Source organism: Prauserella endophytica (assembly GCF_005146945.1).
Taxonomy (GTDB): domain Bacteria; phylum Actinomycetota; class Actinomycetes; order Mycobacteriales; family Pseudonocardiaceae; genus Prauserella_A; species Prauserella_A endophytica.
The window spans coordinates 24,754-46,087 of sequence record NZ_SWMS01000024.1 but is presented as its reverse complement, the minus strand read 5'-3'; the positions used below and the strand labels follow the sequence as shown (position 1 = coordinate 46,087).

Here is a 21,334-nt window from a genome sequence, read left to right as displayed (position 1 = left end):
GCGCAGCAGCCCGACCACGACGAAGTAGGCGCAGCCACCGAGCACCACTGCCAGGTACAGGGAGAACATCAGCCGCGCGCTCATGGGCCGCCCACCTCGCAGTCGTAGGGGCGTTCACCCTGGTCATGGCAGCCGGCTCCGGTGATGCGCCAGCCCGACGCGAACTCGTGCAGGAACACGGTGTCGGCCTTGGTGCGAACCTGCGCCTCGGTGCCCCACACGCGCACCGAGACCACCGGCGTGGCGGACAGGTGCAGCTCGGGCAGCGCCGCTGCGCAGGAGCGGCCGCTCGCCGACTCCAGGTCGGAGCGGACCTGCTCGGCCAGCAGTGCGCAGGCGGCAGTGGGATCGGGATTGCCCAGCGCGTGGAGGAAATCGTCGGCGACAGCCTGGGCGGCCCGCTCGGCCGCGGCGCCACAGCTCGCGGTCAGCAGTACGGCGAGTACGCCCACGGCCAGCGTGGGCCTACCCCGGCGTCCTCCCACGAGGACTGATTCTACGCCGACTGTCCACTTGGGAGCATGCGGAGAGTTTCACCGGCAGGCGAGGGCACCGGCGGCCACGGGGAGTGGTCCGCCGGTGACCGGCGCCGTGCCTGGTCAGGCTTCGGGCTGCTGCATCACCGCGAAGTTCAGCTGGCCCTGCTCGTCCTGCTGGACGTCCAGCACCTTGTCGTCGAGGAAGGAAGCCGCTTGTGGTTCAAGGAAAACCCGGGCACCGCTGTCGGTGCCGAGCACCTCGTCACCGTCCTCCGGCGCCGGGGCGATCGACAGCGCGAGCTGCGCTCCCGCGTCACTCTCCTCCCGTACCGCGAACCGCAGACCGGCTGCCTGCTGTCCATCCTGGGAGGTCAGAGCGCTGATCGCCTCGACGGCAGCGTCAGTCATCGCAAGCATGTTCGACGTGTCCCTTCGGTTTGCTGTCGTGCTGCCACCCCCCACCGTAGGGGGACCCGGCCGTGCGCGCCGCCCGGCCACCCCGGTGCGTCACGTCGGTTACGTCGCTTTTGCCACGATTCGAAGGTCTTTCACGAGATCCTGGTACGCCTGCTCGCGGTCGTCGGCCGGCGCGCGCAGGATCGCCGAAGGGTGTGCCGTGGCGAGCACTCGTGCTTCACCGCCGGGCAGGTCGAGCAACTCGCCACGCTGTTTGCTCACGCGGAAATCCGTGCCCAGCAACGATTGTGCGGCCGTCGCACCGAGACACACGACGACGCCGGGCGTGACGGCCTCCAGCTCGGCGACGAGCCACGGCCGGCACGCGACGATCTGCCCGCGCGAAGGCTTCTTGTGTATACGGCGTTTCCCTCGTTCCGCGGGGGTGAAACGGAAATGTTTCACCGCATTCGTCACGTACACGCCGTCGCGGTCGATTCCCGCCTCTTTCATCGCCTTGTCGAGCAGGCCGCCCGCGGGACCGACGAACGGCTTGCCCGTGGCGTCCTCCCTGTCGCCGGGCACCTCGCCCACCATGACCACGCGCGCGTCCTGCGGGCCCGCCCCGAACACGGTCTGCGTGGCGTCTGCGTAGAGATCGCACCCCCGGCAGCGCTCGGCGGCCTCGCGCAGCTCGGCCAGCCCGCGGCCCTCCGGCACGTAGTGTTCCGCTCCCTCGTACTTGACCACCGTCAGTCGGAACCTCCGCTCAGCACGTTCGCCCAGAGCAGCACGTGCAGCGCCGCGTCGAGGCGGGCGAGCGGGTCGGGGTCGTCGGCGACGAGACCGAGCTGGAACCCGGCGTCGGCGTGGTCCTCGTTGAGCGAGGCGAGCACGGCACGCAGCACGGCCCTCAGCGCGGGCTGCACCTCGTCGATCGGCACCGTCGCGTCCTCGTCGTCGAACACGTCGACCACGAAGACACCCTCGCCGTCACCATCGGGTTCCGCCCGCTCGCGCAGCTCGCGCACGACGATCGCGACCAGCTCGCGCAGCACGAGGTCGTAGAGATGCCGGTGCGGGGCGCCCCGGCCGAGCAGTTGTGTGAGCAGCGCGGTGAGCGCGTCGAGGTCGCCGAGCCTGGCCACGGTCAGCAGCCGGCCCGTGAGGCCGTGAACACCCAGCCCGCCCGCGCTCACCGCTGCTCGCTTCCGGGGGCCCTGATGGCATCGGCCACCGAGCCACCCGCCTGGTCCGCGTTCTGCCCTCGGCGAATCGCGGGCGTGCTCGGCTCACCGGGCTCGTCCTCGGGCGCTACCGGCTCCACGTCCTCGGCGACGTGGTCGATGGAGTCGTCCAGCTCGGTGGCCGGGGTCGCGGCGACCGGGCGCTCCGGCACGGGCGGCTCCTCCTCCCCGAAGTCGGGGCGCTCCTCTCTCAGCCGCGCGTCGAGGCTCTCGCCCTGCTGCTGCTCGAAGGGCGTCGTCCCGGACCGGTTCACCTCGCTCCACTGCTCAGGGGGCTCGACGCCCTCCTCGAGCGGGTCGACCTTGAGCCGGTCCTCGTCGAGGTCCTCCGCGCTGTTCAGGGCCGCCGGATCGGTTTCGGCGGCGTCCGGCATCCCGGTGTCCTGCGGAGGCGTCGCGGAATCCTTGCCGTCGTCCATGTGGCCTTCCCTCCCAACAGCTCGGGTACGGCTGTACCCGAGGGCCAGAACGGGCAAACGCACGCGGGGCCGTTGTGGATCACTCACCGGGCGAGGTTGCGAAGAGGCTGGAAGGATTCCTACGGTTGGAACCACGGTTGAGCACACAGCCGAATACGGACGGGACCGCTTCACACGCCGCGTGCGACCGTGGCGGCTCCGTCGAGTCCGTGTGATCCCGATCCGAACCCCCGGAGGGGCAACCGTGCCAAGCACCGAACAGAACGGCCTGACAGCGCAGTCGCCGGCGACCACCCGCACCACCTCACGGGACGCGCACGGCATGCGCATCGAGGCCTCTCATCGAGAGGACGGCGTGGTGCTGGCTCGCGTCTCCGGCGAGGTGGATCTGCTATCTGCCCCTGAGCTGCGCAAGTGGATCCAGGAAGAGGTTCTGCCGCTGGGCGGCCTCGTCCTGGATCTCGACGGCGTCGGCTTCCTCGGCTCCGCGGGCCTGTCCGTGCTCGCCGAGCTCACCGAGCACTCGATCGGCGAAGGCCTGCGGTGGGCGGTCGTCGCCACCAGCCGCGTCGTGCTGCGACCGCTCGAGGCGACCGGGCTTGCCGCGCAGACGCCGATGTACGCGGGCATCGAGGAAGCGCTCGACGCCGTGCGCGCTCCGGAGTGAGCCGAACACCACACGTTCAGGGTCTTTTCTAACTTCACGACTTTGTGAAACCCGAGTAGCCTTCGCGCTATGACCACGGTGAACGCATCAGCCGGCGGGCACCTGCTCGCCGTGCTGGCGCGCCTCCGCCACGAGTTCGGCAGGCATGCCCTGCTCTACCTCGTGGCCGGCGCCGTGAGCACCGTACTGCAGGTCCTGGTGTACCTCGCCGTGCGCGGACCCCTCGGCGCGCAGGGGGCCAACCTCGTGGCCATCGGCCTGACCACAATCCTGAACACCGAGTTCCACCGGCTGGTCACGTTCGCGGGCAGCACGACGCCGCCCGCCCGGCGTCATCTGCAGACCGTGCTGACGTTCGGCTACTACGCGGGCGCCGGCTCGGCCGCTCTCGTCCTGCTGCACGCGCTGGACGCCTCGCCGTCGCCCGAGCTGGAGGCGACCGTGCTCGTGGCGACCAGCCTCGCAGGCGGCATCTGCCGCTTCCTGTTGCTCCGTTCGTGGGTGTTCGCCCGACGCGTCAAGATGATCAGGTGACAGAACGCGACGACCAGCCGACCGAGACCGAGCCCGACTACCGGTTCACGTTGGCCAACGAACGGACCTTCCTCGCGTGGATCCGCACCGCGCTCGGCCTCGTGGCCGGCGGGGTGGCGGTGCAGCAGCTCGTCCCCGGACTGGCCACGGCGGGCGCCAGGACCGCGCTCGCGCTGCTCTGCATCGCGCTGGCCGCCGTGCTCGCCGCCGCCAGCTACCCGCGCTGGCGCGCGGTCCAGCTGGCCATGCGCCGAGGGGCCCCGCTGCCGCGCAGCGTGCTGCTGCTCGTGCTCGCGGGCGGCATCTCGGTGCTCACGGTCTTCGCCGCCGTGCTGGTGGTCGTCGGATGACCGACGGACTCCAGCCGGAGCGCACCGGACTCGCGTGGCAGCGCACGTCGCTCGCCGCGGGCGCGTGCGCGGTCCTGCTCCTGCACGCGGCCGCCCGCCACGGCTGGGGGCCGCTGACGGCGCCTGCCGCCGTCGCGGGCCTGACGGCGGCCGCGCTCGCGGTACTGGGCTGGCGGCGCGACCGGGTCCTCCGTCGTGAGGCGGAGCCACCGGCGGCGGGCCGGGGCCTGTACGTCTCCGTCGCCGCGCTGACGGCCGCGACCGCACTCTCGAGCCTGCTCGTGTTCCTGCGCTAACAGCCGATCGCGTTCGTGCAAACGGGCCAAATTCTGTTGATATCTGGATTACCCGGCTGGAGGCATCTAGCATTACGCTCAGTGGTCACCGAGCTGGCTGGCTCCCCGCACCTGCGGCTCGGGACTCGAACCCCGACAGCAGCCGTCATGGACCCCGACGGCAACCGCATTGCTCATGGTCTGGGAGCCGGCTATGCCAAGCGTTGCCATAGGTCCTGTCCCCCAACATAGTGGGGCGGACACCGAGCCCTACCGGGGCGATCCGCAGCTCACCAAAGCGGAGCTCGATCCCGTGGTGCGGTCCGCCGCCGCGGGCGACCAGTTCGCGGTGCACAAGCTGATCACGATGATCACCCCGATCATCACGCGGTACTGCCGCGCGCGGCTCGGCAGGCGGGACCTGTCGTACGTTTCCGCCGACGACGTCGCACAGGAGACGTGTGTCGCCGTCCTCAAGGCGCTGCCGAGCTACCAGGACCGGGGTGGTTCGTTCCTTTACCTGGTCCACGCCATCGCGTCCAACAAGGTCTCGGACGCGTTCCGGCTCGTGTCGCGCGAGCGTTCCGACCCGACCCCGGACGTGCCGGAGCAGAACGGCGGCGACAACGAGCCGGAGCGGCACGCGCTCAACACCGACCTGGGGCACCGGCTCAACGGCCTGCTCGGCTTCCTCTCGAACAACCAGCGCGAGATCGTGATCCTCCGCATCGTCGTCGGCCTCTCCGCCGGTGAGACCGCCGACGCCCTCGGCCTCTCCCCCGCGAACGTCCGCACGTCGCAACACCGCGCCCTGGCAAGGCTTCGCGCGCTCGTCAACCAGGACGGCGGGTTCTGAACTCCCGCTCGGGTGATCACACGCAAGGGCCGCCGTGCGGCCAGGTGAGCGCCCTCTTTAAAGTTGACGCAACAAGCGGTTGAGCAAGCAGCCGCAGCGCGCCAGGCGAGCATCCGGCCGGATCCGGGAGCCGCCTGGCGTTCGTGCGAAGCGAGGCGCTGCGTGCTCCGCACCGACCGCGGATTTCCCGGTTGGTCCGAACCGTGAGTGTCCTCGCGTCCGCGCTTTTCTTCGCGACTGCCGACCGAGGGAGCCATCATGACACCACTGCCGTTCCAGCCGATCCCGCCGCGCGCCTCGGCGCTCTGAGCCCGGCGGTCCGACGCGTGGGTCACACCCCGGACAACCACGGCTCCGGCTCTCCCGACGACGCGGATCTGCTCGCCCCGGTCGCCCACCTGGAGAACGAACTCGACGGCTTACGTCGCGCGCTGCGCACGCGCGCGACCATCGAGCAGGCGATGGGCGTGCTCGTGGTCTCGCACCGCTGCACGCCGCAGGAGGCCTTCCAGGTCCTCGTCCGGCTGTCGCAGCAGTACAACATCAAGCTTCACCGCATCGCGCAGGCGCTCGTCCAGCTGGCGCAGCGTGTCGAGCAGGCCCAGCTGGAGCCCCTGCTGCACGAGGCGGCCGCGGGAGGCTCGATCCCGCTCGACGGCGACGGCCCCGGGCCGTCGGCCAGGGGAGACGAGGCCGTGCTCGACCTGATGCGCACACTCGCCGAGGCCTACAGCGACGAGGAGAACGACAAGGCCCTGACCGCGCTCTACCAGGCGCTGGTGGAGCACGGCTGGGTCCCGCCCTACGACGTGCTCAGCCGCCTGCGCGTGCGGGCCTGACGGCCTCGCGCGCTCAGGACGCTGCTTCCCGCAGCGCGGGGAGCAGCGTCCGCTTGGCGGCGTCGAGGAACTCGGCCTGGTGGTCGCCGCCGATCTGCACGAGCGCGAGATCGGTGAAACCGGCCTCCCAGAACGGGCGCGCGGCCTCGACGACGGTCTCCGGGTCGCCCCCGCAGGCCAGCGCCCCCTCGACGTCGTCCTCGCTCACGAACTGCGTGGCGCCCGCGAAGGCCGAGGTGCCCGGCAGCTCCGCGTTCACCTTCCAGCCGCCGGCGAACCACCGGAACTGCTCGTGGGCCCTTCGCACGGCGGCCTTCTTGTCCTGGTCCCAGCACACCGGCAGCTGGCCGATCTTGCGCGACGTCTCCAGCCCGGCACCGGAGCGCTCGGTGTCCCACTGCGTGCAGAGCTGCCCGTTCGGCTCCACCGCGATCAGCGCGTCGGACAACGGCGCGAACTTGCTCACCGACTGCGCTCCCGACACCGCGACGCCCACCGGCACCCTGCGCTCCGGCAGGTCCCACAGCTTGGCCGAGTCGACGCGGAAGTGCTCACCGGCGTAGTTGGTGTAGCCGCCGTCGAAGAGGCCGTTGACGATCTGCAACGCCTCGCCGAGCATCTCGTGCCGGGCGTTGGCCGGTGGCCAGCCCTCGCCGATCACGTGCTCGTTGAGGTTCTCGCCCGCCCCGAGCCCAAGCAGGAACCGGCCCCCGGACAGCAGCTGGACCGTCGCGGCCTTCTGAGCGACGACGGCCGGGTGGTACCGCATGATCGGGCACGTCACGAACGTCATCAGCTCCACGCTCTCGGTGGACTGTGTCACCGCCCCCAGCGTGCTCCACGCGTACGGCGCGTGGCCCTGCTCGTCGAGCCACGGCGAGTAGTGGTCGCTCATCACCTCGAAGTCGAAGCCGGCCTGCTCCCCCGCCGCCGCGTCGGCGACCAGCTGCCTCGGGCCGGCCTGTTCGGTGAGCAGGGTGTATCCGAAACGCACAACTCCCCCTTCGTCGCATGACTGCGCCGGGTGGTGTCAGTGGGCCGCTGGCTCCAGCTTCTTCCGCCGTGCGATCGCGTCGCGCCGCTCGGTCTCGTCCAGGCCACCCCAGACGCCGAACGGCTCCTGGACGGTCAACGCGTGGTGGCGGCACTGGACGATCACCGGACACGTCCGGCAGATCTCCTTCGCGCGGGCCACCCGGTCGGCTCGCGCGAACCCGCGCTCTCCGTCAGGATGGAAGAACACGGAGCTGTCGAGATTGCGGCAGTTGCCATGCCGCTGCCATTCCCATACCTCCGCGACCGGAGTGGGCAGGCGAGACGTATCGGTCATGCGGTCACCTCCGTGAACGTGCCATGCGCGCGTCGCGCGCGCGGTGTACCCCGGTTGCCCGGAACTCACACCTCATTCCGGGCCGCCGGTCGGGGCAGGGCCGTCTTCCTCGTCGAACGGCACAGCGGCGGCCTGCTCGGCCGCGTCGGCGGGGTCGGCCTCGAGGGGCACGGAGACGTCCGAGGGGGTGCCCGCGTCGCCCTCGCTGACGGAGCGGCGCTGCTCGTCGACATCGGCGTGAGGGACCAGGTCGTGGTTGTGGCTCATGATCGGGAGGTACCCCGGCCTGCGGGATTCCAATCAGGATCGATTCGGGGGTACCACCGGTATCCCGTACTTCGGGTACGCTCTACGCCGTGACGGGCAGTGGCAGCGGTCACAGCGACGGCCGCACCGAGCGCTGGCGGGAGCACCGTGCCGCCAGGCGGGCGGAGTTCGTCGACGCGGCGTTCCGGGCCATCGACAAACACGGCCCCGGGGTCGGCATGGCCGAGATCGCACGCGAGGCCGGGGTGGCCAAACCCCGGCTGTACCGGCACTTCGCCGACAAGGCCGAGCTGCACGAGGCGGTGTCGCGGCGGACGTTCGCACTGGTCCGCGACCGGCTCGCCCCGGCACTGACCGAGCCCGCGCCCCTGCGTGTGCGGGTACGGATGAGCGTGCGCGCCTACGTCGGCGTGCTCGCCGAGCACCCGAACGTCTTCCGCTTCGTCTGCGCGGCGAGGGCGGGCGAGCAGGCCCGAGCCGAGCGCACGGCCGCCGCGGGACCGATCGCCGCGATGCTCGGCGAGTACCTGCGGGCCTTCGGGGTCGACTCGCGGGGCGCGGCCCCGTGGGCGCACGGCCTCGTCGGCGCCGTCGAGGCGGCCGGGAACTGGTGGCTCGACCACCCCGGCCTGCCGGAGGAGGAGATCGTCGACTACCTCACCACGCTCGTCGGCGGCGCCATCGAGGCCGCGCTGCGGTCCGAGGGCGTCGAGCTCGGGCCCGACGAGCCGGTGGACCTGCAGAGGAAGGAAACCCATGGCAGCCAAGCGTGAGCACGACATCGTCCTGTTCGGCGCGACCGGGTTCACCGGCGGCCTGACCGCGGAGTACCTGGCGCGCCACGCGCCGCCGGAGTGCCGATGGGCGCTCGCCGGCCGCGACAGCGCGAAGCTGGAACGCACCCGCGCCAGGCTCGCGGAGCTCAACCAGGACTGCGCCGAGCTGCCGCTGCTGCACGCCGACGTGACCGACCCCGGGTCGCTGCGCACCGTCGCCGCCTCGGCCCGCGTGGTGATCACCACCGTCGGCCCGTACCTCAACTACGGCGAGCCACTGGTCGCCGCGTGCGCGGAGAGCGGCACCGACTACGTCGACCTCACCGGGGAGCCCGAGTTCGTCGACCGGACCTACCTCGCCCACCACGCGACGGCGCAGCGCACGGGCGCCCGCATCGTGCACGCGTGCGGGTTCGACTCGATCCCCTACGACCTCGGCGTCTACTACACCGTGAGCAAGCTGCCCGAGGGCGTGCCGCTCACGGTCACCGGCCAGATCAGGGCGAGCGCCCAGTTCTCCGGCGGCACGTACTCCTCGGCGCTGACGGCTTTCTCGCGGGCCAGGGAGATGGCGCGCACGGCGAAGGAGCGGCGCAGGGCAGAGCCGTGGCCGAAGGACCGCGCGATCCACACGCCGCTCGGCGCGCCCACCCGCGACCGCGAGACGGGCCGCTGGCTCGTGCCGATGCCGACCATCGACCCGCAGATCGTCGCCCGCTCGGCCGCGGCGCTGCCCCGCTACGGCCCGGCGTTCACCTACCGGCACACGGCGGCCGTCAAGCGCCTGCCGACGATCGTCGCGGCCGGGCTCGGCCTCGGTGTGCTCGCCGTGCTCGCCCAGATCCCGCCCGCGCGCACCGCGCTGGGCCGCCTGCGCAAGCCCGGCGAGGGACCGAGCGAGCAGCGGAGGGCGAAGTCGTGGTTCAACGTCCGGTTCACCGGCGAAGGTGGCGGCAAGCGGGTCGTCACCGAGGTCGCGGGCGGCGACCCCGGCTACGACGAGACGGCGAAGATGCTGTCGGAGTCCGCGCTGTGCCTCGCGTTCGACGACCTGCCCGCGACGTCCGGCCAGGTCACCACCGCGGTGGCGATGGGAGACGCCCTGCTGGAGCGGCTGCGCAAGGCGGGGCTGACGATCCGCGAGATCAGCTGACCAGCCTGCGCACGACGGCGTCGGCGAGCAGGCGGCCGCGGTCGGTCAGCACCGCCCTGCCCTCGGCGAGCCCGTCGCCGGTGAGCAGCCCCTCGGCCGCGGCGGCGCGTGCCTCGCGCACGCCGCCGGGGCCGAGCGCGGTCAGCGGCAGCCCCTCGGCCAGGCGCAGCTCCAGCATGACGCGCTCAAGGTGCCGGTCGGTGTCGGTGAGCACCTCGTGCCCCGCGACGGGCACCTCGCCGCCGGCGAGCACGGAGGCGTAGCGGGCGGGGTGTTTGACGTTCCACCACCGCACGCCGCCGACGTGGCTGTGCGCGCCGGGCCCCGCGCCCCACCAGTCGCCGCCGAGCCAGTAGCCGAGGTTGTGCCTGCACCGCGCCTGCTCGGACGCCGCCCAGTTCGACACCTCGTACCAGTGCAGGCCTGCCGAGGAGAGCGCCGCGTCGAGCTGCTCGTAGCGCGCCGCGAGCACATCGTCGTCGGGCGCGGGCAGCTCGCCCCTGCGCACGCGCCGCGCGAGCGCGGTGCCGTCCTCGACGATCAGGGCGTAGGCGGACACGTGATCCACACCCGCGGCGAGCACGGCGTCCAGCGACTCCCGCAGGTCCTCGGACCGCTCCCCCGGCGTGCCGTAGATGAGGTCGAGGTTGACGTGCTCGAACCCGGCCGCCCTCGCCTCCCGCGCGGCGGCGACGGGACGGCCCGGTGTGTGGACGCGGTCGAGGATCCGCAGCACGTGCGGCGCCGCCGACTGCATACCCAGCGACACCCGCGTGTAGCCCGCCTCACGGAGGCCGGCGAAGAACTCCGGCGACGTGGACTCCGGGTTCGACTCCGTGGTCACCTCGGCGTCGTCGGCGAGCCCGAACGACCGCCGCACAGCCTCGAGCACGGCCGCGAGCCGGTCGGCGCCGAGCAGCGACGGCGTGCCGCCGCCGACGAAGACGGTGTCCGCGGCGGGTGGGGTGCCGAGCATCCCCGCGGCGAGGTCGAGCTCGCGGCGCAGGCCCTCCAGCCACGACCCGGGCGAGGCCGCCGTGCCGAGCTCACCGGCGGTGTAGGTGTTGAAGTCGCAGTAGCCGCACCGCGTCGCGCAGAACGGCACGTGGACGTACACCCCGAACGGCCGCGTGCCCAGCCCGCGCAGCGCGGAGGAGGGCAGGACGAAGGCGTCAGGGGATACGGCGGTGCTCACCCCGCCAGTGTCCCACCGGCCCCGTCGAAGACCGTGCCCAGGACCGCGAGCTCGGCGGCGCCCGCGAGCGTCCCGGCGAGCAGGGGGACCCGCACCAGCCCGGCGTCGGCGAACCGCTCCTTCAGCCGGAGGAGCACCTCCTGCTGCTGGTCCCTGCGGCCGGCCAGCACTCCGGTCTCCTCGTCGGGCACGACCCGGTTGACCAGTACGGCACCCAGCGGCAGGCCCGCGTCGGCGAGGGTGTCGGCCGCCCGCAGGGTCTCGGCGAGGGCCAGGTGCTCGGGCACCACCACCAGGTGGACGAGCGCCTCCGCGCGCAGCCGTCGCGCCATGCGCTCCATGCGGTCGCGGCGGACGTGGAGCCGCCGCAGCAGCGGGTCCGGGTCGTCGGCGGCGTCCCCGCTCATGCCCGCCACCAGCCGGTCGGCGTTGCGGGCCCGTTCACGCTGGCGTGCCAGGCCCTCGATCCACGGGGTCAGCAGGGTGGGCAGGCTCAGCAGGCGCACCATGTGCCCGGTCGGGGCGCTGTCGACGACGAGCAGGTCCCACCGCGTGCCCACCTGCTCGGTCAGGTCGGTGAGCCGGTCCAGCAGGGCCGACTCCACCGTGCCGGGGCTGCTCGCCGCTCTCGCGAGATGCCGTTCGACGGCGGGCAGCACCTCACGGGGCACGGCGTGCCTGGCGTCCTCGGCGACCTCCGCGACCCGGCGGCTCGCCTGCTCCTCGCCGCTGATCTCCGCCGCCCAGAGTCCGGGCAGCACCTCGCGCGGGGTGTCGGCCAGCGAGGCCAGCAAGACGTCGCCGAGCGAGTGCGCGGGGTCGGTGGAGACGACGAGCGTCCGCGTGCCCCGCTCCGCCTGCCGCAGGGCGAAGGCGGCCGCCAGTGTCGTCTTGCCCACCCCGCCCTTGCCGCCGAAGAACCGGATCACCGGACTCAACAGCAGACTCCGGCGTCGCCGAAGGTCTCGCGGCCCATCCGCTGGTGCCATTCGTGCACGTCGGCGACCAGGTACGGGATGAGGTCCAGCGTCTCGTAGGCCACCGGGTTGTCGACGCCGAGGGACTCCAGCAGCACGAGTGCGCGCAGGGTGTCCTGCTGCCTGCGGGCCTCGCGCCGCACGCCCTGCCGCCACCGGGCGACGAAGACGGCGTCGTGGCCGGCCTCCACCCGCTTCCAGGCGGAGACCAGCCCGCGCCACAACGTCACCGCTCGGGCTCCCGCTCCGGCTCGCCGACCTCGGCCCTTCCCGCCCAGGCCCGGCGCATCGCCAGCGCGGCCTCGACGATCAGCCAGACCGCCAGCACGAAGATGATCGCGTCGAGCGGCGCCAGCACCCACTGGCCCTCGTCGACGAAGTTGCGGAGGTTCTCGATCAGCGCCCAGCTGGTCATCGCCAACAGGAACACCAGCGGCACGAGCACCGCGACGGGGTTGCGCCGCTTTTTGGTGACCCACACCGCGATCACGGCGAGCGCCAGGCCCGCGGTGAGCTGGTTGGTGGTGCCGAAGAGCTGCCACAGCACGCCGAACGTGTACCCCGCGTCCCCTCCGCCGGGCAACAGGGCCATGACGAGTGGCACCACGACGGCGATCGTCGTGGCCAGCGTGACGTTGCGGGAGACGACGCGCGCGCCCGCGATGTCCGCGATCTCCTGGACGATGTAGCGCTGGAGCCGCACACCCGTGTCCATCGTCGTGGCGGCGAAGCTGATCACCACCACCGCCGCGAAGATCACCGCGATCGAGTTGGCGATCCCGAGGTTGCTCGCGAAGTGCGCGACGCCGTTGACGAAGTTGGACGTCGCGTCCCCGGACGCGGTGGAGAAGTCGCGGTAGGCGGCCTCCCAGTCGGCCGTCGTGGCCACGATGCCCGCCGTGCAGGCGAGGATCGAGCCGAGCGCGAGCGAGCCCTCACCCACGGCGCCGACGTAGCCCACGTAGCGGGCGTCGGTCTCCTTGTCCAGCTGTTTCGATGTCGTGCCCGAGGACACCAGGCTGTGGAAGCCCGAGATGGCCCCGCAGGCGATGGTGATGAACAGGAACGGGAACCAGTTCGGCGATCCTTCGGGAGTGTCGTTGAAGGCGGGTGCCACGATCCGGTCCCAGCCGATGGCGACACCGAGCCCGATCACGCCGAGCGCGATGAACAGCTGGTGGGAGTTGATGTAGTCGCGGGGCTGCAGCAGCACCCACACGGGGATTCGCGAGGCGATGAACGTGTAGGCGAACAGGAAGATGACCCAGAGGTTGCGCTCGGTGAAGAGGCCGTCCTCGGCGGCGATGCCTGCCAGCGAAATCGGCAGCTCCTGGCCGAGCAGGATCGAGGCGTAGAGCAGGATCACGCCGACGATCGACGGGACCAGCGCCGCGCTGCGGGTGCGGTAGATGTACTGGCCGATGCCGATGGCCAGCGGAATCTCCAGCAGGATCGGCAGCACGGCCTCGGGCGTGGCGATGAAGAGGTTGCCGATCACGACCGCGAACACGGCGTTCACCAGTGTCAGCAGGAAGAAGATGATCAGCAGGAACAGGGTCCGGGCCCGTTTGTTGATCACGTCCCGCGCAAGCGTGCCGATGCTCTTCGCGCGATGCCGCACCGACACCACGAGCGAGCCGAAGTCGTGCACACCCGCCGCGAAGATCGTCCCGAGCACGACCCAGGCCAGCGCGGGTCCCCAACCCCAGAACACGGCGATCGCCGGGCCGACGATGGGCGCCGCTCCCGCCACCGACGTGAAATGGTGGCCGAACAGGACGTGCTTGTTGGTGGGCACGAAGTCGACCCCGTCACGCATGCTGTGCGCCGGGGTCACGAACGCGGCGTCGACCGCGTAGACCTTCTTTGCCAAATAGCTGGAGTAGTAGCGGTAGCCGAGGTAGAACAGAACGGCCACGACCAGGACGACGACGATGGCGGGCATGCCGGGTCAACTCCACTGACATCGTTGGCGGGAGCCTCTGACGAGGTGGCACCGTAACAGGCGAGCACCTGTCTGATAAGGCTTTGGGCGATGACTGATCCAGATCCGTTATGTCCGGCGTGGCGGCGCGCCGTCACCGGGGAGGTGTGCTGGCTCGACGGGACGGGCGAGCCCCGCGCGCTGGCTGTGACACCCGTGGTCGACGGCGCAGTGGCGTGCGTCGCGCTGCCGTACGCGCGCGCCGAGGAGGCGGCGAGCCTGCGCGGGGCGCGGCGGGTGGCGTTCACCGTCACCGACTCCCGGTCACTACGCGTGGGAGCTGCCGGCGGGGCGTGGTTCGGCACGCCCTCGGTCACCGACGACACCAGCGGCGAGTTCTTCACCGAGGAGCTGCTGACCCAGGAACTGGTCAAATACCCGCCTTCCCGCACCCTCGCGGACAGCCCGCTGCTGTGCCGGGAGAACTGGTGGTGGCTGCCGCGCATCATCGTGCGCCTGCGCCGCGTGGAGCCGCGGCACACGCTGCCGGCCAGGACCGACGCCGGTCGCCACGCGCTGGTGGTGCGTGAGCGCAGCGCCGCGCTGGCCGTCGACGTGGTCGACGTGGCTGACGCGGCGGACGAGCGCGTCGTTCTGCGCGGCCTCGCCGGCGAGCCGCTGCGCGGGGACGGCACCCGCGCCCTCGTGTTCGGTCACGACTACTCGATGCCCGATCTCGAACGGTGGGAACCGTGGTCGCTGAGCGGCACGCTGTGGGGCGACGAGCTGACGGTCACGGAACGACGGGGCGTTCCGGGAGGCCCGCTGGCCCCCCTGCGGCTGGTCGATCGCCTGCTCCGGCAGCGAGCGCTGGCCAAGGGCTGCAGACGGAACATTCTAGCCGCGGAACAGGGCATATGACCTTGCTCCCACCATGCGGGCGGTGCTGGACCACATTCTGAGCAGCATGGCACCCTGGGAGAATGACTTACGCAGGTGTCTCGCTCGTGGTCCGGCGCCACGTCGACTATCTGCGTGTCTCCAGCAGTCTCTGCCGGCTCTGACTCCCGCGTCATTTGCCCATTTACGGACAAACTGGCGCCGGTGTGCCGCGAACTGCTCCCACCACGGCTCGTCCAGGGCGTTCCGGCACGCGCGGCGCCGTCCACCGCGAACACCGCCCTGGAGGACAGGACAGATGGCCCCGAACGCAGGCCGCCCCGCACGGACCAAGCAACGTCGCGGTGAGGGTCAGTGGGCCCTGGGCTACCGCGAGCCGCTGAACCCGAACGAGCGCTCCAAGAAGGACGATCACCCGCTCAACGTCCGCGCCCGCATCGAGAACATCTACGCCCGCGGTGGCTTCGACTCCATCGACCCCGGCGACCTGCGCGGCCGCTTCCGCTGGTACGGCCTCTACACGCAGCGCAAGCCGGGCATCGACGGCGGCCGCACCGCGACGCTGGAGCCGGAGGAGCTCGACGACAGCTACTTCATGCTGCGGGTGCGGCTGGACGGCGGCGCGCTGACCACCGATCAGCTGGCGCTCCTCGGCGAGATCTCGCAGACCTACGCGCGCGACACGGCCGACATCACCGACCGGCAGAACATCCAGTACCACTGGATCCAGGTCGAGGACATGCCGACGATCTGGAAGAGGCTCGAGGATGCCGGCCTCACCACGATGGAGGCGTGCGGCGACAGCCCGCGCGTCATCCTCGGCTCGCCGGTCGCGGGCATCTCCAGGGACGAGATCATCGACGGCACGCCCGCGATCGAGGAGATCAAGCGCCGCTACGTCGGCGACCCGCAGTTCGCCAACCTGCCGCGCAAGTTCAAGACCGCGATCTCCGGGCAGCAGGACGTGGCCCACGAGATCCACGACGTCGCGTTCGTCGGCGTCGAGCACCCCGAGCACGGGCCAGGCTTCGACGTCTGGGTCGGCGGCGGTCTGTCCACCAACCCGATGATCGCGCAGCGGCTCGGGGCGTGGGTCCCGCGCGACGAGGTGCCGGAGGTCTGGGCCGGCGTCATCAGCATCTTCCGCGACTACGGCTACCGCAGGCTGCGCTCCCGCGCGCGCATCAAGTTCCTCGTGAAGGACTGGGGTGCCGAGAAGTTCCGCGAGGTACTGGAGACCGAGTACCTCAAGCGCCCGCTGATCGACGGGCCCGCGCCCGAGGTGCCCGCGCGGCCGATCGACCACATCGGTGTCCACCAGCAGAAGGACGGGCTGTACTACGTCGGCGGCGCTCCGGTCGCCGGCCGCTCGTCGGGCTCGATGCTGATCGCGGCGGCGAAGGCCGCGGAGCGCGCCGGTTCCGGCCGCGTCCGCCTCACCCCGCAGCAGAAGCTCGTGGTGCTCGACGTCCCGGAGACCGAAGTGGACGGGCTGAAGGCCGAGCTCGCCGAGGCAGGCCTGCAGACCGAGCCGTCGCCGTGGCGGCGCAACGTCATGGCCTGCACGGGCATCGAGTTCTGCAAGCTCGCGATCGTCGAGACCAAGGCCCGCGCCGAAGCGCTCGTGGCCGAGCTGGAGCAGCGGCTCGCCGGAATCCAGGACGGACTGGACAATCCGGTCACCGTGCACCTCAACGGCTGCCCCAACTCGTGCGCCCGCGTCCAGGTCGCCGACATCGGCCTCAAGGGCCAGATCGTCACCGACGACGAGGGCAACCAGGTCGAGGGCTTCCAGGTGCACCTCGGCGGTGGCCTCGGACTCGACGCCGGCTTCGGCCGTAAACTTCGCGGACACAAGGTGACCAGTGCGGAGCTGACGGACTACGTGGAGCGGGTCGTGCGCAACTACCTCGCCGGGCGAGAGGAAGGGGAAAGGTTCGCCCAGTGGGTCACCCGCGCCGAGGAAGCCGAGCTGAAGTGACGGATTCAGGAGGAACCCCGCCCACCAGGGCCACCGCGTTCTACTGTCCGTACTGTGGCGACGAGGATCTCCGACCGGAAGAGAACGGTGCCTGGCTGTGTTCGTCCTGTCGGCGGGTGTTCTCGGTGACATTCATCGGCCTGCAGATACCGGAGGTGACTCGATGACCGCGGCGGCTTCGACCGAAGAGCTGAAGGCACTGGCGGAGGAGGCGTCCGAGCGACTGGCGAACGCGAGCGCCGAGGAGGCGCTGCGCTGGGCGGTCGAGCAGTTCGGAGACGACCTGATCGTCGCATCGAACATGCAGGACGCCGTGCTGGTCGACCTGGCGACCAAGGTGAAGTCCGATGTGGATGTGCTGTTCCTGGAGACCGGCTACCACTTCGCGGAGACCATCGGCACGCGCGACGCCGTCGCGACGGTCTACCCAGACATCACCGTCGTCAACGCGCAGGCGGAGCAGTCCGTGGCCGAGCAGGACGCCGAGTACGGGCCGAAACTGCACGACCGCGACCCGAACCAGTGCTGTCACCTGCGCAAGGTGATCCCGCTTCGCAAGACGCTGGCGAACTACTCGTGCTGGGTCACGGGTGTACGCAGAGTAGATGCCCCGACCAGGGCGAATACACCGATCGTGACGTGGGACGATCGGAACGGCCTCGTGAAGGTCAACCCCATCGCGGCATGGACCGACGACGAGTTCAACAACTACATCGACGAGCACGGGATCCTGCAGAACCCGCTGGTCGCCGAGGGTTACCCGTCGATCGGCTGCGCCCCGTGCACCGCGAAGGTCGCACCGGGTGCCGACCCGCGCAGCGGCCGCTGGGCCGGCAAGACCAAGACCGAGTGCGGGCTGCACGCCTGAGGAAGGATGTCATGACCACACTGGAGGCCGCGACCGACGCGGCGCGGGACAACCTCATCGCGCTGGAGTCGGAAGCCGTCCACATCTTCCGTGAGGTCGCGGGCGAGTTCGACCGGCCCGTGATCCTCTTCTCCGGTGGCAAGGACTCCACGTTGCTGCTGCACCTGGCGATCAAGGCCTTCTGGCCTGCGCCGGTGCCGTTCCCGCTGCTGCACGTGGACACCGGGCACAACTTCGAGGAGGTCATCGACTTCCGCGACCGCGTGGTCGAGAAGTACGGGCTGCGGCTCGTGGTCGCGCACGTTCAGGACTGGATCGACGACGGGCGCCTCGTCGAGCGCCCCGACGGCACGCGCAACCCGCTGCAGACCCAGCCGCTGCTCGACACCATCGCCGAGCACAAGTTCGACGCCGTCTTCGGCGGCGGCCGCCGGGACGAGGAGCGTGCCCGCGCCAAGGAGCGCATCTTCAGCCTGCGCAACGCGTTCGGCCAGTGGGACCCGCGCAGGCAGCGGCCCGAGCTGTGGAACCTCTACAACGGCAGGCACCGCCCCGGCGAGCACGTGCGCGTGTTCCCGCTGTCCAACTGGACCGAGGCGGACGTCTGGAACTACATCGCCCGCGAGGGCGTCGACCTGCCCTCGATCTACTACGCCCACAAGCGCAAGGTGTACCGGCGCGACGGCATGTGGCTCACCGAGGGACCGTGGGGCGGCCCCCGCGAGGGCGAGAAGGTCGAGGAACTGACGGTGCGCTACCGCACCGTGGGCGACGGATCGTGCACCGGTGCCGTGGAGTCCACCGCGTCCACCGTGGAGGACGTGATCGCCGAGGTCCAGGCCAGCAGGCTGACCGAACGCGGCGCCACCAGGGCGGACGACCGGCTCTCCGAAGCCGCCATGGAGGACCGCAAGCGGGAGGGGTACTTCTAGCCATGAGCTCTTTGCTGAGGCTCGCCACGGCAGGCAGCGTCGACGACGGGAAGTCGACGCTGGTCGGCAGGCTGCTCTACGACACCAAGTCGGTGCTGGCCGACCAGCTCGACGCCGTGCAGCGCGCCAGCGTCGACCGCGGTCTGTCCACTCCGGACCTCTCCCTGCTGGTGGACGGCCTGCGCTCCGAACGGGAGCAGGGCATCACCATCGACGTGGCCTACCGCTACTTCGCCACACCCAAGCGCAGTTTCGTGCTCGCGGACACTCCCGGCCACGTGCAGTACACCCGCAACACGGTCACCGGCGCGTCCACCGCGCAGCTCGCCGTGCTGCTCGTCGACGCCCGCAAGGGCGTGGTGGAGCAGACCAGGCGGCACGCCGCCGTGCTGGCGCTGCTGGGTGTTCCCCGGCTCGTGCTCGCGGTGAACAAGGTGGACCTCATCGGCTACGACGAGGCCGCGTTCACGGTGATCGCCAAGGAGTTCGCCGCGCACGCGTCGTCGCTGGGCTACTCCGAGGGTTCCGTGCTCGCCATCCCGGTGTCGGCGCTGGTGGGCGACAACGTCGCCACGCGATCGGAGAACACGCCGTGGTACACGGGCCCCACGTTGCTCGAGCACCTGGAGAACGTGCCGGTCGCGCCGGACCCGCACGAGGCGCCGTTCCGGTTCCCCGTGCAGTACGTCATCCGGCCCCGCACCCCTGAGTACCCGGACTACCGCGGCTACGCCGGCCAGATCGCCGCCGGCACCGTGCGGCCCGGCGACGAGGTCGTCGTGCTGCCGCGTGGGCTGCGCACCACCGTCGAGCGCGTCGACACCCCGGACGGCCAGCTGGAGGAGGCAGGCGCGGGCAGCTCGGTCACCGTGCTGCTCGCCGACGACCTGGACATCGCGCGCGGTGACCTCATCGCCTCGGCGGCCGACCGTCCAGAGGTGACCGACGCGTTCACCGCCGCCCTGTGCTGGCTGTCCACGAAGTCGCTGCAGCCCGGTGCGCGGGTGCTCGTCAAGCACGGCGCGCGCACGGTGCAGGCGATGGTGGAGGAGCTCAACTCGCGCTTCGACGAGCAAGCTCTGTCGATTGTGGAGGGTCCGGACTCGCTGGAGTTGAACGAGATCGGCAGTGTGAAGCTGCGCCTCTCCGAGGAGATCCCGGTGGACGACTACGCGACGAGCGCCCGCACCGGCGCGTTCCTCGTGATCGACCCGAAGGACGGCGACACGCTGGCGGCCGGGCTCGTCGGCGAGCGGTTCAGCGCGCTGGGCGGTTCGGAGCAGGAGTGACCTCGGCGCCACTCGTCGTGGTCGCGCACGGTAGCCGCGACCCCCGGTCGGCGGCTACCGTGCGCGCGCTCGGCGACGTCGTGCGCGCGGCGGCCCCGGACGTGGACGTCCGGGTCGCGTTCCTCGACCTGTCCGCACCGTCCGTTCCCGAGGTCCTCACCGCCCTGCACGCGGAAGGCCACCGGCACGTCGTGGCGGCGCCGCTGCTGCTCGGCCGTGCCTACCACGCCCGCGTGGACCTGCCCGGCATCGTCGACGAGGTCACCGCGCGGCTGCCCCGGCTGCGCGTCTCGGTGGCCGACGTGCTGGGCGCCGACCCACTGCTCGAAGCCGTCGCGCTGGACCGGCTGAGGGCCACCGGCGTCGACCTCGCCGACCCCGGCCTCGGTGTGGTGCTCTCCGCCGTGGGCTCCTCCCACGCCCCGGCCAACGCCGTCGTCGCGCGGCTGGCCGAACGCTGGCAGGCCCGCCACGGCTGCCTCGTCGCGCCCGCGTTCGCGAGCGCCACCAAACCCGACGTGCCCGCCGCGATCGCCAAGCTGCGGGCCAAAGGCGCGGGCCGCTTCGCCGTCGCGTCCTGGTTCCTCGCGCCCGGCCTGCTGCCGGACCGCATCCGCGACCTGACCGAGCAGGCCGCGCCCGGCTCCCCCATGGCGGCTCCACTCGGCGCGGAGGACAGGGTCGCCGACGTGGTGCTCGACCGCTACCTCGCGGCGTTGTCCGCCACTCTTCGCTCCGCCTGACGTCGCGCTGTGCGAAGGTGTCGGCATGGCTGACGAACTCGTGCACTACGACGTGACCGGCGGCGTCGCGACGATCACCCTAGACTCCCCGCACAACCGCAACGCCCTGTCCGCGCAGCTGCGCAAGGAGCTGAGCGCGGGCCTGGAGCAGGCCGTCGCGGACGACGCTGTGCGGGTGATCGTGCTCACGCACACCGGCCCGGTCTTCTGCGCCGGGATGGACCTCAAGGAGGCCCGCGGCGCCGGTTCGCAGGACCAGGGGGTCAACGAGTTCCCCGCCATCCTCGAGCGCATCTGGACCAGCCCGAAGCCGGTGGTGGCCCGGCTGGCCGGGCCCGCGCGCGCGGGTGGCGTGGGCATCGTCGCGGCCGCCGACATCGCGGTGGCCGTGGACAGCGCGACGTTCGCGTTCAGCGAGGTCCGCATCGGCGTGATCCCGGCGATCATCTCCGTGACCGTGCTGCCGAGGCTCACCCCGCGCGCGGCCCACGAGCTGTTCCTCACCGGTGACGTCTTCGACGCCGAGCGCGCCGCGTCGATCGGGCTCATCAACGCCGCCGTGCCGGCGGAGCTGCTCGACACCACCGTGGAGCGCTACGTCACCTCGCTCGCGCTGGGCGGCCCGGCCGCGCTCGCCGCCACCAAGGACCTGCTGCAGGGCGAGAGCGGCCGGGAGATGCCGAAGACGTTCGAGACGATGCTGGCCACCTCCGCCCGTTTCTTCGCGAGCGAGGAGGGCCAGGAGGGCATCATGGCCTTCGCGGAGAAGCGCAAGCCCAGCTGGGTGCCCCAGGACTAGCCCTCTGCAGTGAAGGCCACCTTCACTGCGTTGAACCAGACTCAGCGGCGCGGAGCGCCTCCGTCTGGGTGGTGGAGGGAGACGGGCGGGCGCAGGCATGGTGGCCTTCACTGCGGCCGGAAAGAGGGAGGGCGGCCG

General features: G+C 71.3%; 28 protein-coding genes. 16 read left to right on the top strand and 12 right to left on the bottom strand.

All coding sequences use genetic code 11. From position 1 onward, the window contains the following. Positions 1 to 80: 80 nt before the first annotated feature. The 5 genes from FCN18_RS30735 to FCN18_RS30715 form a co-directional block, all read right to left on the bottom strand. A complete protein-coding gene (locus tag FCN18_RS30735) occupies positions 81 to 485 on the bottom strand; it encodes a hypothetical protein (RefSeq protein WP_137096718.1) in 405 nt (134 codons plus the stop codon). Between the two features lie 114 nt (positions 486 to 599). Beyond that, positions 600 to 896 carry a HesB/IscA family protein gene (locus tag FCN18_RS30730; protein ID WP_110342903.1) on the bottom strand — a complete coding sequence of 99 codons (297 nt, stop codon included), beginning with the start codon at positions 894 to 896 and terminating at the stop codon, positions 600 to 602. Between the two features lie 99 nt (positions 897 to 995). Then, complete coding sequence (locus FCN18_RS30725; RefSeq protein ID WP_112275679.1) at positions 996 to 1,625, bottom strand: UdgX family uracil-DNA binding protein; 630 nt, start codon at positions 1,623 to 1,625, stop codon at positions 996 to 998. A gap of 2 nt (positions 1,626 to 1,627) precedes the next feature. Further along, positions 1,628 to 2,074 carry a hypothetical protein gene (locus FCN18_RS30720; protein WP_112275677.1) on the bottom strand — a complete coding sequence of 149 codons (447 nt, stop codon included), beginning with the start codon at positions 2,072 to 2,074 and terminating at the stop codon, positions 1,628 to 1,630. Beyond that, positions 2,071 to 2,541: a hypothetical protein gene (locus tag FCN18_RS30715; RefSeq protein WP_137096717.1), complete on the bottom strand. Its 471-nt coding sequence runs from the start codon at positions 2,539 to 2,541 to the stop codon at positions 2,071 to 2,073. The genes FCN18_RS30720 and FCN18_RS30715 overlap by 4 nt, the downstream gene beginning before the upstream one ends. Before the next feature lie 244 nt (positions 2,542 to 2,785). On the opposite strand from FCN18_RS30715, the gene FCN18_RS30710 reads away from it, so the two are divergent. The 6 genes from FCN18_RS30710 (at position 2,786) to FCN18_RS30685 (ending at position 6,062) form a co-directional block, all read left to right on the top strand. Next, positions 2,786 to 3,208, top strand: a complete 423-nt coding sequence (locus FCN18_RS30710) for an anti-sigma factor antagonist (RefSeq protein ID WP_228714216.1) — start codon at positions 2,786 to 2,788, stop codon at positions 3,206 to 3,208. Between the two features lie 69 nt (positions 3,209 to 3,277). Beyond that, complete coding sequence (locus FCN18_RS30705) at positions 3,278 to 3,742, top strand: GtrA family protein (protein ID WP_112275673.1); 465 nt, start codon at positions 3,278 to 3,280, stop codon at positions 3,740 to 3,742. Continuing rightward, positions 3,739 to 4,092: a YidH family protein gene (locus FCN18_RS30700; RefSeq protein WP_137096716.1), complete on the top strand. Its 354-nt coding sequence runs from the start codon at positions 3,739 to 3,741 to the stop codon at positions 4,090 to 4,092. Before FCN18_RS30705 ends, FCN18_RS30700 begins: the two co-directional genes overlap by 4 nt. Then, positions 4,089 to 4,388 carry a DUF202 domain-containing protein gene (locus tag FCN18_RS30695; RefSeq protein WP_112275670.1) on the top strand — a complete coding sequence of 100 codons (300 nt, stop codon included), beginning with the start codon at positions 4,089 to 4,091 and terminating at the stop codon, positions 4,386 to 4,388. Before FCN18_RS30700 ends, FCN18_RS30695 begins: the two co-directional genes overlap by 4 nt. A gap of 193 nt (positions 4,389 to 4,581) precedes the next feature. Beyond that, positions 4,582 to 5,223 carry an RNA polymerase sigma factor ShbA gene (shbA, locus tag FCN18_RS30690; protein WP_137096715.1) on the top strand — a complete coding sequence of 214 codons (642 nt, stop codon included), beginning with the start codon at positions 4,582 to 4,584 and terminating at the stop codon, positions 5,221 to 5,223. A gap of 326 nt (positions 5,224 to 5,549) precedes the next feature. After that, positions 5,550 to 6,062 carry an ANTAR domain-containing protein gene (locus FCN18_RS30685; protein WP_137096714.1) on the top strand — a complete coding sequence of 171 codons (513 nt, stop codon included), beginning with the start codon at positions 5,550 to 5,552 and terminating at the stop codon, positions 6,060 to 6,062. A gap of 13 nt (positions 6,063 to 6,075) precedes the next feature. On the opposite strand, the gene FCN18_RS30680 is transcribed toward FCN18_RS30685, so the two are convergent. The 3 genes from FCN18_RS30680 to FCN18_RS30670 all read right to left on the bottom strand — a co-directional run bounded on the left by FCN18_RS30680 (position 6,076) and on the right by FCN18_RS30670 (position 7,659). Beyond that, on the bottom strand, positions 6,076 to 7,056 hold the full coding sequence (locus FCN18_RS30680) for a TIGR03557 family F420-dependent LLM class oxidoreductase (RefSeq protein ID WP_137096713.1): 981 nt from the start codon (positions 7,054 to 7,056) through the stop codon (positions 6,076 to 6,078). Between the two features lie 36 nt (positions 7,057 to 7,092). Continuing rightward, positions 7,093 to 7,392 (bottom strand): WhiB family transcriptional regulator, encoded by a 300-nt coding sequence (locus tag FCN18_RS30675; protein WP_110342780.1) that lies wholly within the window; start codon positions 7,390 to 7,392, stop codon positions 7,093 to 7,095. Positions 7,393 to 7,464: 72 nt separating this feature from the next. After that, positions 7,465 to 7,659, bottom strand: coding sequence for a hypothetical protein (locus FCN18_RS30670; RefSeq protein WP_112275662.1), 195 nt, complete (start codon positions 7,657 to 7,659; stop codon positions 7,465 to 7,467). Positions 7,660 to 7,748: 89 nt separating this feature from the next. On the opposite strand from FCN18_RS30670, the gene FCN18_RS30665 reads away from it, so the two are divergent. Both FCN18_RS30665 and FCN18_RS30660 read left to right on the top strand, forming a co-directional pair. Beyond that, the gene (locus FCN18_RS30665) at positions 7,749 to 8,432 is read left to right on the top strand and encodes a TetR/AcrR family transcriptional regulator (protein ID WP_158303196.1); all 684 of its coding nucleotides are present in this window, start codon (positions 7,749 to 7,751) and stop codon (positions 8,430 to 8,432) included. Next, positions 8,416 to 9,588 (top strand): saccharopine dehydrogenase family protein, encoded by a 1,173-nt coding sequence (locus tag FCN18_RS30660; protein WP_137096711.1) that lies wholly within the window; start codon positions 8,416 to 8,418, stop codon positions 9,586 to 9,588. The genes FCN18_RS30665 and FCN18_RS30660 overlap by 17 nt, the downstream gene beginning before the upstream one ends. On the opposite strand, the gene hemW is transcribed toward FCN18_RS30660, so the two are convergent. Genes hemW through FCN18_RS30640 form a run of 4 tightly spaced genes read right to left on the bottom strand, consistent with a single transcriptional unit; the run spans position 9,581 to position 13,705 of the window. Beyond that, positions 9,581 to 10,783, bottom strand: a complete 1,203-nt coding sequence (gene hemW / locus FCN18_RS30655) for a radical SAM family heme chaperone HemW (RefSeq protein ID WP_137096710.1) — start codon at positions 10,781 to 10,783, stop codon at positions 9,581 to 9,583. The two genes, FCN18_RS30660 and hemW, sit on opposite strands and share 8 nt — an antisense overlap. Beyond that, positions 10,780 to 11,712 carry an ArsA family ATPase gene (locus FCN18_RS30650; RefSeq protein WP_228714221.1) on the bottom strand — a complete coding sequence of 311 codons (933 nt, stop codon included), beginning with the start codon at positions 11,710 to 11,712 and terminating at the stop codon, positions 10,780 to 10,782. Before FCN18_RS30650 ends, hemW begins: the two co-directional genes overlap by 4 nt. A 5-nt stretch (positions 11,713 to 11,717) precedes the next feature. Then, on the bottom strand, positions 11,718 to 11,990 hold the full coding sequence (locus FCN18_RS30645; RefSeq protein WP_137096708.1) for a cory-CC-star protein: 273 nt from the start codon (positions 11,988 to 11,990) through the stop codon (positions 11,718 to 11,720). Continuing rightward, on the bottom strand, positions 11,987 to 13,705 hold the full coding sequence (locus tag FCN18_RS30640) for a carbon starvation CstA family protein (RefSeq protein ID WP_112275650.1): 1,719 nt from the start codon (positions 13,703 to 13,705) through the stop codon (positions 11,987 to 11,989). The genes FCN18_RS30645 and FCN18_RS30640 overlap by 4 nt, the downstream gene beginning before the upstream one ends. 90 nt (positions 13,706 to 13,795) lie before the next feature. Between FCN18_RS30640 and FCN18_RS30635 the strand changes: the two genes are divergently transcribed. From FCN18_RS30635 to FCN18_RS30600, 8 genes are all read left to right on the top strand, one after another. Continuing rightward, complete coding sequence (locus tag FCN18_RS30635) at positions 13,796 to 14,605, top strand: hypothetical protein (RefSeq protein WP_137096707.1); 810 nt, start codon at positions 13,796 to 13,798, stop codon at positions 14,603 to 14,605. A 277-nt stretch (positions 14,606 to 14,882) separates the two neighbouring features. Beyond that, positions 14,883 to 16,565, top strand: a complete 1,683-nt coding sequence (locus FCN18_RS30630) for a nitrite/sulfite reductase (RefSeq protein WP_112275646.1) — start codon at positions 14,883 to 14,885, stop codon at positions 16,563 to 16,565. Further along, positions 16,562 to 16,732: an Insertion element protein gene (locus tag FCN18_RS40370; protein WP_112275644.1), complete on the top strand. Its 171-nt coding sequence runs from the start codon at positions 16,562 to 16,564 to the stop codon at positions 16,730 to 16,732. Before FCN18_RS30630 ends, FCN18_RS40370 begins: the two co-directional genes overlap by 4 nt. Continuing rightward, positions 16,729 to 17,433, top strand: a complete 705-nt coding sequence (locus FCN18_RS30620; protein WP_110342787.1) for a phosphoadenylyl-sulfate reductase — start codon at positions 16,729 to 16,731, stop codon at positions 17,431 to 17,433. The genes FCN18_RS40370 and FCN18_RS30620 overlap by 4 nt, the downstream gene beginning before the upstream one ends. 11 nt (positions 17,434 to 17,444) lie before the next feature. Continuing rightward, the gene (gene cysD / locus FCN18_RS30615) at positions 17,445 to 18,365 is read left to right on the top strand and encodes a sulfate adenylyltransferase subunit CysD (protein WP_112275643.1); all 921 of its coding nucleotides are present in this window, start codon (positions 17,445 to 17,447) and stop codon (positions 18,363 to 18,365) included. Between the two features lie 2 nt (positions 18,366 to 18,367). Further along, positions 18,368 to 19,654: a sulfate adenylyltransferase subunit 1 gene (locus FCN18_RS30610; RefSeq protein WP_113644038.1), complete on the top strand. Its 1,287-nt coding sequence runs from the start codon at positions 18,368 to 18,370 to the stop codon at positions 19,652 to 19,654. Continuing rightward, complete coding sequence (locus FCN18_RS30605) at positions 19,651 to 20,397, top strand: sirohydrochlorin chelatase (RefSeq protein WP_112275639.1); 747 nt, start codon at positions 19,651 to 19,653, stop codon at positions 20,395 to 20,397. Before FCN18_RS30610 ends, FCN18_RS30605 begins: the two co-directional genes overlap by 4 nt. 25 nt (positions 20,398 to 20,422) lie before the next feature. Beyond that, entirely contained in the window at positions 20,423 to 21,196 is a 774-nt protein-coding gene (locus FCN18_RS30600) for an enoyl-CoA hydratase family protein (RefSeq protein WP_137096706.1), read from the top strand. Positions 21,197 to 21,334: the final 138 nt, after the last annotated feature.